This is a genomic window from Burkholderia sp. AU30198, from assembly GCF_020419825.1.
Lineage (GTDB): Bacteria > Pseudomonadota > Gammaproteobacteria > Burkholderiales > Burkholderiaceae > Burkholderia.
On record NZ_JAIZSA010000021.1, the window covers coordinates 36847 to 49817 of the forward strand.

11 protein-coding genes and 1 pseudogene are annotated in these 12971 nt (G+C 67.3%); 5 read left to right on the forward strand and 7 right to left on the reverse strand.

Annotated features, from left to right (window positions below; all coding sequences use genetic code 11):
- The first annotated feature begins 55 nt into the window (after positions 1 to 55).
- The 4 genes and pseudogenes from LGN19_RS33270 to LGN19_RS33285 all read left to right on the forward strand — a co-directional run bounded on the left by LGN19_RS33270 (position 56) and on the right by LGN19_RS33285 (position 3679).
- Entirely contained in the window at positions 56 to 1045 is a 990-nt protein-coding gene (locus tag LGN19_RS33270; RefSeq protein ID WP_226219483.1) for an RDD family protein, read from the forward strand.
- Between the two features lie 108 nt (positions 1046 to 1153).
- A pseudogene (locus LGN19_RS33275) lies at positions 1154 to 1408 on the forward strand (porin); the annotation flags it as partial.
- A 325-nt stretch (positions 1409 to 1733) separates the two neighbouring features.
- Positions 1734 to 2543: an OXA-1043 family class D beta-lactamase gene (gene blaOXA, locus LGN19_RS33280; protein WP_226219485.1), complete on the forward strand. Its 810-nt coding sequence runs from the start codon at positions 1734 to 1736 to the stop codon at positions 2541 to 2543.
- Positions 2540 to 3679, forward strand: coding sequence for an acyltransferase family protein (locus LGN19_RS33285; protein WP_226219486.1), 1140 nt, complete (start codon positions 2540 to 2542; stop codon positions 3677 to 3679). The genes blaOXA and LGN19_RS33285 overlap by 4 nt, the downstream gene beginning before the upstream one ends.
- A gap of 129 nt (positions 3680 to 3808) precedes the next feature.
- On the opposite strand, the gene LGN19_RS33290 is transcribed toward LGN19_RS33285, so the two are convergent.
- The 5 genes from LGN19_RS33290 to LGN19_RS33310 all read right to left on the reverse strand — a co-directional run bounded on the left by LGN19_RS33290 (position 3809) and on the right by LGN19_RS33310 (position 9408).
- Positions 3809 to 4561 (reverse strand): hypothetical protein, encoded by a 753-nt coding sequence (locus tag LGN19_RS33290; RefSeq protein WP_174956753.1) that lies wholly within the window; start codon positions 4559 to 4561, stop codon positions 3809 to 3811.
- Between the two features lie 32 nt (positions 4562 to 4593).
- Positions 4594 to 5985: an alkaline phosphatase gene (locus LGN19_RS33295; RefSeq protein WP_122948633.1), complete on the reverse strand. Its 1392-nt coding sequence runs from the start codon at positions 5983 to 5985 to the stop codon at positions 4594 to 4596.
- Between the two features lie 32 nt (positions 5986 to 6017).
- Positions 6018 to 7454 (reverse strand): alkaline phosphatase, encoded by a 1437-nt coding sequence (locus LGN19_RS33300; protein ID WP_122948632.1) that lies wholly within the window; start codon positions 7452 to 7454, stop codon positions 6018 to 6020.
- A 152-nt stretch (positions 7455 to 7606) separates the two neighbouring features.
- Positions 7607 to 8197, reverse strand: coding sequence for a class I SAM-dependent methyltransferase (locus LGN19_RS33305; protein WP_122948631.1), 591 nt, complete (start codon positions 8195 to 8197; stop codon positions 7607 to 7609).
- A 227-nt stretch (positions 8198 to 8424) separates the two neighbouring features.
- Positions 8425 to 9408 carry an aldo/keto reductase gene (locus LGN19_RS33310; RefSeq protein WP_226219488.1) on the reverse strand — a complete coding sequence of 328 codons (984 nt, stop codon included), beginning with the start codon at positions 9406 to 9408 and terminating at the stop codon, positions 8425 to 8427.
- Between the two features lie 119 nt (positions 9409 to 9527).
- Between LGN19_RS33310 and LGN19_RS33315 the strand changes: the two genes are divergently transcribed.
- Complete coding sequence (locus tag LGN19_RS33315; RefSeq protein WP_226219490.1) at positions 9528 to 10445, forward strand: LysR family transcriptional regulator; 918 nt, start codon at positions 9528 to 9530, stop codon at positions 10443 to 10445.
- Between the two features lie 82 nt (positions 10446 to 10527).
- Here LGN19_RS33315 and LGN19_RS33320 read toward each other — a convergent pair whose 3' ends face one another.
- Entirely contained in the window at positions 10528 to 10968 is a 441-nt protein-coding gene (locus LGN19_RS33320; RefSeq protein WP_122948628.1) for a GNAT family N-acetyltransferase, read from the reverse strand.
- A gap of 105 nt (positions 10969 to 11073) precedes the next feature.
- Entirely contained in the window at positions 11074 to 12795 is a 1722-nt protein-coding gene (gene poxB / locus LGN19_RS33325; RefSeq protein ID WP_226219491.1) for a ubiquinone-dependent pyruvate dehydrogenase, read from the reverse strand.
- Positions 12796 to 12971 lie beyond the last annotated feature (176 nt).

Below are 12971 nucleotides of genomic sequence, written 5' to 3' on the forward strand. Positions count from 1 at the left end.
GCGCCGCAAAGAGCCCAAACGGCTCGACGAACATAACGCATCGAGGGCGACGGCAATGGAGCGCAATGAAGACCCAAAATCACATGGCGCCGCCGGCTTCTGGCGACGAACCGCCGCCTTTTCGATCGATTCAATCCTGCTCGGGCTGATCGGGCTGGCGATCGCGATCCTGTTCTTCGATGCGCTTTCGACGATTGGCGAATGGGGAAGGCTGATCGGCTTCCTGATCGGTTCCATCTACTTTGGCCTGCTCGAGGGCGGGCATCGGCACCAGTCGCTCGGCAAGCGGGTGATGAAGATCCGTGTTGCCGATAGCGCCGCCCCTGACGAATCCGGTCCCGGGTACGTTCGCGCGTGGGCACGGTACGCGCTGATCGCCGTTCCGCTGATACTCGGCGGCATCGGCTTTATCGACCTGCCCGCGCTTCGCGATCCGGGCATGGAATGGCTCGCCACCGCAAACGGCGCGGTCGTGTTCTTCTGGTGCCTGGCATTGCTGTATCTGCTGGTTTTCAACCTGCCGAGCCGGCAGTCCGTCCAGGATCTGCTCACCGCCAGCCGGGTCGTGCGTGTCGCGGCCCCCGTCGAGCATGCCGCGCCGGTTGGCCGGAAGCACTGGGTGATCCTGGCCGTCCTTGGCCTGCTTATGTTCGCCGGCAGTCGTTTTGCGACAACGCGGTTGATCGATGACGATCGCATGGCCGATATCCGTCAGATCCAGCGTGCGGCATCCACCGTTCCGGGCGTGATCCAGAGCGGCGTCTGGATCAGCAACATGCGGGTGAGCGGTCCGGCGGGCCAGACGCCGGAAGCGATCGCCACCATCACCGTGCTCGCGAGCACACCGACACTGCTGAACAAGGCCGGGGCGACCGCTGTCGCGCACGCAGCGCTTTCCGCGTCGGCCTGGCTGCGAAAACAGGATCGCGTCAACGTGATGAGCGTCCGCTCGGTCAATCTTGGCATTGCGACGTGGCGAAACCAGTTTTTCATGGGTCGCTCGCCTGCCGAATGGACCGCGACGGTCGGCACCGAGTCGACGTGAGGAAGCAGGAATGAGTGACATCGGCATCGACCTGCCGCTCGGGGGCGCCCCGGTTGTCTACGGCGCCATCTAGCGGCCATTGACGCTTTTTTCGGATCCCTCTGGCCGTACGTGCTGTCGCTCGACAAGTACGACGCGTCGACCTGCAATGCGAAGCCGAAGATCCATTCGGCCAGGCCGGTGCCCGACTACAACCTGTCGAAGCGCACCGACGTTTACTCGCAGGCCACGTACCAGCACATCGCCGGCGACAAGACGAACTCGATCCTCGACAACGCATTCATCCCCGGTACCGACGCGCCGTCATCGACGTCGACGTCGAACCAGGTCGCCGTGCGCGTCGCGCTGCGCCACAAGTTCTGACGCAACCCGGTTCGCCGTTCTTCACGCGACACCCGCGCCGGTCGGCCCGAAATGTCTTTGCCCGCCCGCAAGCGCAAGCCTGCCGGCGGGCTTTTTCATGGGCGCGGCCGTGCGTGACAGGGTCGATGCGGCAAGCCCCGTTAGAAAACGCGCGCGCCCCGTCAACCGTGACAGGTCAACGGACGGCCATCCGTCGATACACTGTGCACCTTCGCAACGGACGCCATCCATTCGATCCTCGATGCCGGCCGTCGCCTTCATTGCGCACGACCTGCCGCCTTCCGCCCGCACCGCGCGCAGGTCGCACATCCCCGAGGAGTGTCACTTGAAACACTGGCGCCGCGCGCTGTTCACCTTCGCCGCCGGCCTTCTGGCCGCCGCGTCTTCCCAAGCCCGCCCGATCTGCACCGTCGTCGCCGACGCCGCCACCGGCCAGGTGCTCGTGCAGCAAGGCGACTGCGCAAAGCGCGTGACGTCGGCGTCGACGTTCAAGGTGGCGATCAGCCTGATGGGCTACGACGCCGGCGTCCTGAAGAACGAGCACACGCCAACGCTCGACTTCCACGCCGGCTACCCCGACTGGGGCGGCGCGCCATGGCGCGAGCCGACCGATCCGGCGCGCTGGATGAAGCTGTCGATCTTCTGGTATTCGGAGCAGGTCGCGCAGGCACTCGGTCAGGCACGCTTCCAGCAATACACGAACGCATTCGGCTATGGCAACGCGGACGTCACCAGCAAGCAGGGCGAGCTGAGCGGCGTGATGGGTGCGTGGGCCAACTCGTCGCTGCAGATCTCGCCGCTCGAACAGGTCGGCTTCATGCGGAAGATCGTGAACCGCACGCTGCCCGTCAGCGCGCACGCGTACGACATGACCGAACGCATCACGCTGCTCGACGCGCAGCCGGGCGGCTGGATCGTGCACGGCAAGACGGGCACCGGCTCGCCGGGCCTCAAGTACGACGGCAAGCATGCGTATGGATGGTTCGTCGGCTGGGCGACCAAGGGGCCGCGCACGCTGGTGTTCGCGAACCTGATCCAGGACGACCACCAGCAGCAGCCGGGAGCCGGTATGCGCTCGCGCGACGCGTTCCTCGACGCGCTGCCTGCCCTCGCCGAAGCGGGCAGGCCGCAATGAGCGCCGGCCCGCGCAACGCGCGGATCGACCTGCTGCGCGGTGTGTCGATCCTGCTGGTCCTGCTGCATCACTTCAACATTCCTTACTCGCTGCGCGACACGTCGCTTGCGCGCATGGTCGGCTGGGATGCGGTGCACGCGGTGGCACGCAACGGCAACTACGGCGTGACGATGTTCTTCGTGATCTCCGGCTACCTGATCACGTCGAATGCGCGGCGCCGCTGGGGCCACCTCGGCGCGGTCGACCTGCGCGCGTTCTACGTGTCGCGCGTCGCGCGCATCGTCCCGTGCCTGCTCCTGCTGCTCGCGCTCGTCAACGGGCTCGCGGCGGCCGGCGTGCCGATCTTCCAGAACCATGCGCCGGAGGGCATCGCCGTGTCGTTCTGGCTCGTGAACCTCGCATCGCTGACGTTCTGGATGAACGTGCTGATCGGCGCATACGGGTGGGTCAACTACGCGCTCGGCGTGCTGTGGTCGCTGTCGGTCGAAGAGGTGTTCTACCTGTCGTTCCCGCTGCTGTGCGTCGCGTTGCGCCGTGACGCGCGGCTGGTCGCGTTCTGGGTGGTCATCGCCGCGATCGGGCCCATGTACCGCTTCACGCACGCCGGCGAAGAAGGCGGGTTCCTCTATGCGTACTTCGCGTCGTTCGACGGGATCGCGATCGGCTGTTGCACCGCGCTGCTGGCCGAGCGCGCAAGCTGGCAGCGGCTGGCCGCGCCCCTCGTGCAGTGGCCCGTCGCGGCGGCGATGGCCGCGCTCTATCTGGCCTGGCCGATCGCGGAAAGCCACGTCGCCGGCGTCACCGCGATGGCGCTCGGCACGGCCGTGCTGCTGATCGGCGCGCACGTCAATGGCGAACGCGTGCAGGGCCGCCTGCTTGCGCCGTTGTGCCGGGCCGGCAAGCTGAGCTACGAGCTGTACCTGTTCCACCTGATCGTGCTCGGCGGGCTGCGCACGTTCTGGCCGCCGTCGGCCACGCATGGCGACACGAAGCTGCTGTTGCTGATCGCGTATCTGGCGTTGTCGGCGGCGCTGAGCGCGGCGATCGGGCGTGGCTATGCGACACCGCTCGACCGCTTCATCAAGCGGGTCGCGTCGCGGCCTTCCGCGCGCGTGCCGGACGGCGCGCGCTCCTAGCCCGCATCGGCGATCGCTGCCGCGGCGCCACGAGAAGAAATAAAAAATCGGCCAGGGCCCGGCCGTATCGCTTGACGATACCGGCCGGCCTGACCGCAAGTCCCGCGTACAGATGGTCGAAATCGTCGATCAGTCGAGATAATCCGCGTATTCCTTGCGCGTATAGCTGGCGAGCGTCTGCCACGGCAACGTCTCCCGCCGTGCGGCCGGCGTCGGCGTGAGCGTCAGCTTGCGCACGACGCGGCCGTCGGCGCTCCGGTACTCGACCGACAGCGGCGCCTGCCACTTCTCGCTCCACAGGATCCGGTTCACGCCGCGCGCGCCGGGCGTGTCGACCGCCTGCTCGTACCAGCGCGTGCCGGGCGCGTCGCCACGCTTCGCCACCGCGAGCCGCTTCAACTGCGACGGCGGCGTGACGTAGTACGCGTTGTCCCACGAGCCGTCGAAGCCCGTGGTTTCGTACTCGGCCGGCGGCACGCTGACGACCGTCCGGTTCGCCGCATCCACATACTCGATGCGCGTCGTCTTGCCGTCGGACGTCACGTGCCGCGCGGCCGCCTGGAAGTTGAAGTGCTTGTGGCCGGCATGCGCGGCGGCCGGCTGCACGCCGGCGCGCGGCGGTTTCTCACGTGCGCCGCCCGCGTCGTGGTCATGGTCGTGATCGTCGTCGTGGCTACCCGCCACCGCGACGGGCAGCACACGCTCGACCCACACGTGCCCGTCGCGCCGCACCATCCGTTCGCGATACAGCGTCGTGCGTGTCACGCCGTCGGCCGACACCGTGCGGCTCTCGTGCAGCAGCACGGCGTCGAAATCGGCCGCTGCAAGGGCCGGTAGCGCAACCCACCCGCAAGCGAGCGCACAGAGAAGCTGACGTTTCATCGGGCGTTCCCGTTCCTCATGAAGTCAACGGATCAGAAACCGAACGCCGAGCGCACGAGACCGAACACCTTCGTGTTGTCGATCGTGCCCTTGAACGCCTTCGCGTCCGCGCCGTCGGCGAACAGCATCACGTCGCCGCCGCCGTGCGTCTCCGAGCCCGCGCTGCCCATCCGCACGCCGACTTCCTGCAGATACGCCTCGTTCGTCGCCGTGGCCGAATCGACCGACGCGCGCACGTTCGGCCGGTTCGCGCCGTTGCCGAACACCAGCGTCGTGTAGGTATTGCCGTCGGCGTCCTTGCTCGGCTGGCCGTCGCGATAGTTGCGGCTGATGTCGAGAATCGGGTTGCCGCGCTTCGAATAGCCGTTGATCGTCATCGTGTGGTCGTGGTCGGCCGTCACGACGATCAGCGTGTTCGACAGGTCGACCTTCGACAGCGCGACGCGGATCGCTTCGTCGAATGCCACCGTGTCTTCGAGCGCGCGCTTCGCGTTGGTGCCGTGCAGCGCGTGATCGATCCGGCCGCCCTCGACCATCAGGAAGTAGCCGTTCGAATTCTTCGACAGCACGTCGATCGCCTTCGACGTCATCTCGGCGAGGCTCGGTTGCGACGGCCCTTCGCCCTTGCCGGCCGCGCGATCGAGTTCGTATTCGAGATGGCTCGTCGAACTGAACAGGCCGATCAGCTTGCCGTTGCCGGCCTGCGCGAGCTGGTCCTTGGTCGCGACGACGGTGTAGCCCTTCGCCTTCATCTCGTTGAGCAGGTTGCGCCCGTCCGCGCGGCCGCGCTTGTTGGCCACCGGATCGAACGGCGTCCAGTGATTGCGGCCGCCGCCCATCAGCACGTCGACGCCGTCGCCCAACGCCGCGTTGTAGCCCGCGCCGCCCGGCGCCGCCTGCGCGGCGATGTCGTACTGCGCATCGCGATGGCAGATGTGCGAGTAGGTCGCGGCCGGCGTCGCGTGCGTGAGTTCGGTCGTCGTGATCGAGCCGACCGCCTTGCCGCGTGCCTTCGCGAGTTCCAGCAGCGTCGCGACCGGCTGGCCGTTGCCCGGCGCGCAGTTGTTGACGGTCTTGTTGCCGTTGGCGTCGTTGCCCGGCGCAACCGCACGCGTGTCGGACGACATCGACAGCACTTCGTTGTTCATCTTCACGCCGGTCATGTACGCGGCCATCGACGGCGCGCTGTCGGTCGTCTGCGCGTCGTTCGAGAAGGTCTTGACGCGCGCGGTGCGGGCCAGCTTCTCCATCGTCAGTTGCCCCGACTCACCGACCTTGTAGATCCGGCTCGCCGTCACGGTCGTCGGCCCCATGCCGTCGCCGAGAAAGAAAATCACGTTCTTCGCCTGGCCGGCGGCCTGCGCCGCGCCGCACGCGAAACCCGCGACGGCCAGCGCCGCCGCGATGCACTTGATGGTCGACATCCTGTATTCCCCTGTACCCGTATGGTCGGCGCTCACAGCTGCACCGCGTTGCGCACCAGCTCGAACACCTTGTTGTTCTCGATCACGCCGTGGAACGCATCCGCGCCGCGGCCGATCGCACCGAGGAACACATCGGTGCCGCCGTGCGTCTCGTTGCCCTTGTCCATCCGCACGACCGCCTCCTGGCGATAATCGTCGGCGCCCGTCACCGCATCGGTGAGCGCGGTGCCCGCGCGGCTGCCCTGCACGCGGTTCTCGCCGTTGCCGAAGCCGATGATCGTGTACGGCGCGCCGTCCGCGTCCTTCGCGACCGCACCCGTCTGGTAGCTGCGCAGCACGCCCAGCACACCGGGCTTGCCCGCCTCGGTCTTGCCGGTGCGCGCCGCATAGCCGTTCAGCACCAGCGTGTGGTCGTGGTCGGCCGTGACGACGATCAGCGTGTTCTTCAGGTCGGGATCGGTCTTGCGCACCTTGTCGATCGTTGCCTTGATCGCGTTGTCGAACGCCACCGTGTCCTGCAGCGCGCGCTTCGCATTGGTGTCGTGCAGCGCGTGATCGATCCGGCCGCCCTCGACCATCAGGAAATAGCCGTTCGGGTTCTTCTGCAGCACGTCGAGCGCGCGCGTCGCCATGTCGGTGAGGCTCGGCTCCTTGGTCGCGCCGCGATCGAGGTCGTAGCTCATGTGGCTCGACGAGAACAGGCCGACCAGCTTGCCGCCCTTCGTCGCATCCGCGGCCAGCAGGTCGTCGCGGTTCTGCGCGAACGCATAGCCCTTCGCCTTCAGCTCGTTGACCAGGTTGCGCCCGTCGGTGCGCTTGCCGCCGCCGTCCTTCGGCACGAAGAATTGCGTGCCGCCGCCGAGCACGACGTCGACGCCGTCGCCCAGCGCACCGTTGTAGCCCGCGCCGCCCGGCACGAGCTGCGCGGCGATGTCGTTCTCGGCGTCGCGATGGCACACGTGCGCATACGTCGCGGCCGGCGTCGCATGCGTGACGCGCGTGGTCGTCACGACACCGGTGGCCAGCCCCTGCGCTTTCGCGATCTCGAGCAGCGTCGTTGCCGATTTGCCGTTGTTCGCGCCGCAGTTGCCGGTGAGGCTCGCGGTCGGCTCGATCGCCTTCGTGTCGGGCGACATCGAAATCACTTCGTTGTTGGTCTTCACGCCGGTCATGTACGCCGACATCGACGGCGCGCTGTCCGTCACCTGCGCATCGTTGGAATAAGTCTTCACGAACGCGGTTTCGGGCAGCGTGTCGATCGTCAGCGCGCCGTCTTCACCGACCGCATAGATGCGCGCGGCCGTCATCGTCGTGATCCCCATGCCGTCGCCGAGGAAAAAGATTACGTTGCGCGCGGCCGCCTGCACGGGCGCGGGCGACGTGCTGCTGGTCGGGCCGTCGTCGCTGCCGCATCCGGCCAGTGCAAAGGCGCCCGCACACAGCAGCGCCGCCAGTTTGATTCGATTCATGTTGCCGGTTCCCCCCGCCATTGTTGCTTTCGAAATGAAAGGCGATGGTAGGAACCTGATGTGACGGCAATATGAATGCTAATTGGAAGGGTTAGAAGGATTGATGAAAGGAAACGGCGAGGCGCCACGGTCGGGCGCCCCGCGCGGCGGCGTCATTCCGCGTGTTCGGCGGTGATGCCGCGCACGGTCACGATGCGCGCGGGCGGAATGTTTGCCCAGACGATCCGGCTGCCGCAGGCAACAAATGCCGAATCGCCCAGCGGATGACGGCCGGGCGGCCGCAGGTCGTACGTGAACTGAATCATCACGCCATCGGCCGACAGCACGCGATGGCACTGGTCGACGATGGCCGTCACGTCCTGACGCGGCAGCGTGCGCAGCGGCAGGCACGACACGATCGCGTCGACGCGCGCATCGGGCGGCAGCAGCCGCTCGAGCTGCCGCGCGTCGCCCGACACGATCGAGATACCCGGAAAGCGCCGCCGCAGATGCTGGACGAACGCCGGCGAACGCTCGACCACGACGAGGCGCCGTGGCGCGACGCCGCGTTCGAGCAACGCCGCGGTGATCGCGCCGGTGCCGCCGCCGAGCTCGACTACCAGCCCGTCGCCGTCCGGCACCGCGTCGGCCATCTCGCGCGCCAGCTGCCGCGAACTCGGGCACAACGCGCCCACCGCGGCCGGACGGCCGACCCACTCGCGCACGAACAGTGCCGAGACACGCCACGCGTTCGGCCACATCATGGGCAGCCCTCGAGCGGTTGCGCGGTCGGCCTCGACGTGCCGATGGCTTCGTGGAACAGGGTTACGGCGACACGTTGCTTCGGCATGCGCATCCTCCTGGACGAATCGGTCCGTCGCAGGAAGAGCGACGTTCAAATCGATTCTAGGAAACACAAACTTAAGACGACGTGAAGATTGTCCCTGATTCCCCTGATCAATTCGTGCCCGACCGGCCGCCGGAGGCCCGCTCAGCGATCGATACGCTGCTGGAAGTGCGCGGGATAGCGTTCGCCGACGATCCTGATCTGCTGCAGCGCCGTCTCGATCGCGGCGAGATCGTCGTCCGTCAGCACGACTTCCGCCGCGCCCACGTTCTCGTCGAGCCGGTGCAGCTTCGTCGTGCCCGGAATCGGCACGATCCACGGCTGGCGGGCCAGCAGCCAAGCCAGTGCGATCTGCGCGCGCGTCGCGCCCTTGTCGGTCGCGATCCGGCCGAGCAGGTCGACGAGGCCCGCGTTCGCCTTGCGGTTGTCCTCCGAGAAGCGCGGCACGACATTGCGGAAATCGTTCTCCGCGAACGTCGTGTTCGCATCGATCGCGCCGGTCAGAAAGCCTTTGCCGAGCGGGCTGAACGGCACGAAGCCGATCCCGAGCTCCTCGAGCGTCGGCAGGATCCGCGCCTCCGGCTCGCGCCACCACAGCGAATACTCGCTTTGCAGCGCGGCAACCGGCTGCACCGCGTGCGCGCGGCGAATCGTCTGCTCACCGGCTTCCGACAGCCCGAAGTGCGCGACCTTGCCTTCGCGGATCAGGTCCCTGACCGTGCCGGCTACATCCTCGATCGGTACATTCGGATCGACGCGATGCTGGTAGAACAGGTCGATGCGTTCGACCTTCAGCCGCTTCAACGCCGCGTCGGCCACGTCGCGGATATGTGACGGCCGGCTGTCGACGCCCTTCATCGGCTGGCCGTCCTCGAAACCGAACTTGGTGGCGATCACGACCTGGTCGCGAAACGGCGCGACCGCCTCGCCGACCAGTTCCTCGTTGACGAACGGGCCATACGCTTCCGCCGTGTCGAAGAACGTCACGCCGCGCTCGAACGCGGCGCGGATCAATGCGATGCCGCTCGCCTTGTCGGTGGCGGGGCCGTAGCCGTAACTCAATCCCATGCAGCCGAGCCCGATTGACGAGACTTCGAGGCCGCTCTTACCAAGCATGCGCTTTTGCATGACGCTCTCCTGCTGAAGATGAAAAGGTTCGACGAAATGCCGAGGAAGCCAGTGTAGGTTGATGGATACTGCTCAACAATCGGCGTAGCCTTTCATGCGTTACTGAGGAAAATTCACAAATGCTCCGCACCGGCATCGGCGAACTGACGACCTTCATCACGATCGCGGAGCAGCGCAGCTTCAGCGGCGCGGCGCGCATCCTGGGTGTGTCGCCGTCGGCGCTGAGCCATGCGGTGCGCCACCTCGAAGCGCGGCTTGGCGTGCGCCTGTTCAACCGCACCACGCGCTCCGTCGCGCTGACGGAGGCCGGCGAGCAGTTGCTGCTGCGCGTGCGGCCCGCGGTGGCCGATCTCGAGGATGCATTGAACGACGCGGCCACCGCCCGCAACCGCCCGTCCGGCCAGATCCGGATCAGCGCATCGGAAGCGGCGGCGCGCCCGCTGATCCGGCATGTGCTGCCCGCGTTCGTCGCCCGCTATCCGGACATCCACGTCGAGTTCGTCACCGATTCGCGGCTGATCGACATCGTCGAGCACGGCTTCGACGCCGGCATCCGGGTGCACGAAGACGTACCGCGCGACATGATCGCCGTGAAGTTCGGCGACACGATCCGCTTCGTCGCGGTGGCGTCGCCCGACTACCTGTCGCGGCACGCACCACCGGCGCGTCCGCAGGATCTCGTGCAGCACCGGTGCATCCGCTACCGGTTCGAAAGCGGCGCGCTCTATCGATGGGATCTGATCCGCAAGGGCAAGCGCGTCAGCGTGGATGTCGACGGGCCGATGACGCTCGGCAACCAGGTGCTGATGATCGAGGCCGCGCTGGCCGGTATCGGCATCGCATGGGTGACGGAGTCGCGCGTGGCCGATCACGTCGCCGCCGGGCGGCTCGTGCAGGTCTTGCCGGAATGGAGCCAGGATTTCGGCGCGCTGTGCCTCTACTATCCGGCGAACCGGCATCCGCCGGCGGCGCTGCGGCTGTTCGTCGAGGCCGTGCGCGAGTGGGTGGCTGCCGGGCGCGAAGCGGCACCGGACTGAGCGCAGCACACGCCAACGCACCGGAACCTCCTCACGGCGGATTCCGTGCCGCGCGGCACGCGGCAGGCACGTACCCGCACGCTCAGCGCGTGGCGCGCATCAGGATGTTCGCGAACGGCAAGCCTTCGTCGTCCTCGTCGCGCCGCGAAATTTCGTCGAAGCCGAGCCGCGCATAGAACGCATGGGCATCGCGATTGTCGGCGTACACCTCGAGCTCGAGCGTGCCCTTGCGCGCGAGCGCATGCTCGACCAGCGCGCGGCCGATCCCGTGGCCCTGCATCGCCGGCGCGACGAACAAGCCGCCGATCGACGCGTCGAGCAGGCCGATGAAGCCGACCGGTTCGCCGGCCCGGCACGCGACCCAGGTTTCCGCCGTCGGTAGATAAACCTGTTCGATCAGCGTGCGCTGCTCGCGCAGCCGCGCCTCGCCGAGAAACGGATGCGCAAGCAGCGATGCGTCGAACCAGATGGCCGACAGCGTGTGCAGGTCGGATGCCTCGTAGGCGCGAATTTCGATTGCCATGATTTCGTGTTGTTCAATTCGTCTGCGGGGACGAACGCACCCCGATGCGTTCGTCGACGCGGTACGCCGCGCGCGCGGCGCGAAGCATCGCAGCGCGGCGCCGTCTCACCGCAGGTTGGTTCGGGCGAGCTCGACGATCTCGTCGCCGCGCCCGCTGAGGATCGCGCGCAGCATGAACAGGCTGAAGCCCTTCGCATGCGCGAGTTCGATCTTCGGCGGCATCGCAAGCTCGTACTTCGACGTGACGACGTCGACCACCGCCGGCCCGTCATGCGCGAACGCCATGCGCAGCGCCTCTTCGACGCTCTCCGAATGCTCGACGCGCACGCTGAAGATGCCCGCGCCCTTCGCAATCGCCGCGAAATCGGTCGGGCTCAGGTCGACGTTCGTGTCGAGATAGCCGGCCGCCTTCAGCTCCATCGACACGAAGCCGAGCAGGCTGTTGTTGTACACGACGATCTTGATCGGCAGCTTGAGCTGCCGCGCGGTCAGCAGATCGCCGAGCAGCATCGACAGCCCGCCGTCGCCGGACAGCGACACGACCTGCCGCCCCGGATGCGCGCCCTGCGCGCCAAGCGCCTGCGGCATCGCGTTCGCCATCGAGCCGTGATTGAACGAACCGTGCAGTTGCCGCTTGCCGTTCATCGTCAGGTAGCGCGCGGCCCACAGCGTCGGCGTGCCGACGTCGGCCGTGAAGATCGCGTCTTCCGCCGCGACTTCGTCGACGATCTTCGTCAGGTACTGCGGATGGATCGCGCGGCCCGGCGGCTCGGCCACCGCGAGATCGTCGAGCCCCTTGCGGGCGGCCGCGTAGTGCTTCAGCGCGTTCTCGAGGAAACGCCGCTGCGTCTTGCGCGTGAGGCGCGGCAGCAGCGCCGCGATCGTTTCCTTCACGGTGCCGACGAGGCCGAGCGCGAGCGGTGCGCGATGGCCGAGCTGCGAGCCCTTCCAGTCGATCTGCGCGACCTTCGCGTTCGACGGATAAAACGGCCGGTACGGGAAATCCGTGCCGAGCATCAGCAGCGTGTCGCACGATTCCATCGCGTGATAGCCCGAGCTGAAACCGATCAGTCCCGTCATCCCGACGTCGAACGGGTTGTCCCATTCGACGAACTGCTTGCCGCGCAGCGCATGCACGACCGGCGCGCCGAGCGTATCGGCCAGCGCGACCACCTCGTCGTGCGCGCCTTGCGTGCCGCTGCCGCACAGCAGCGTGACCGCGTCGGACGCGTTGAGCAGCGCCGCAAGCCGGTCGAGATCGGTATCGGCCGGCAGGATCGACGGCGGCGCCGATTCGCTCCACGCCGGCAGTTCTTCCGGGCCGTCGCCGAGCGCGATGTCGCCCGGCAGCACGATCACCGCGACGCCGCGCTCGTCGATCGCGGTGCGCATCGCGCGCGCGAGCACGCGCGGGAACTGCGACGCGTTGGTCACGAGCTCCGCGAAATGGCTGCATTCGCGGAACAGCTCCTGCGGATGGGTTTCCTGGAAATAGCCGAGGCCGATCTCGGTCGATGGAATGTGCGCGGCGATCGCGAGCACCGGCTGGTGATTGCGGTGGCAGTCGTACAGTCCGTTGATCAGGTGCAGGTTGCCGGGGCCGCAGCTGCCCGCGCACACCGCGAGCCGCCCGGTCGACGCGGCGTCCGCGCCGGCCGCGAACGCGGCGCTTTCCTCGTGCCGCGTGTGCATCCAGCGGATCGAGCCGATCTGGCTCAGGCTGAACGACAGGCCGTTCAGGCTGTCGCCCGTCACGCCCCAGATGCGCTCGACACCCGCTGCCGCCAGCGTCTTCGCCAGATATTCCGCCATCGTCTGTCTTGCCATGGTGCCCTCGCTCGTTGATGGGTCGTCACATGCATGAACCGGCTCCGGCGGCCTGCTCGCGCCGCCGACGGGACGAGCATACGCGATCGGTTCAAGCCGCGTCGTGAAGGTGCGACGCGCGAGCGCGCGTTTCGTTCAGTACCTGTCGGCAGCGTCGGGAGACTGTCGCGGTTTCG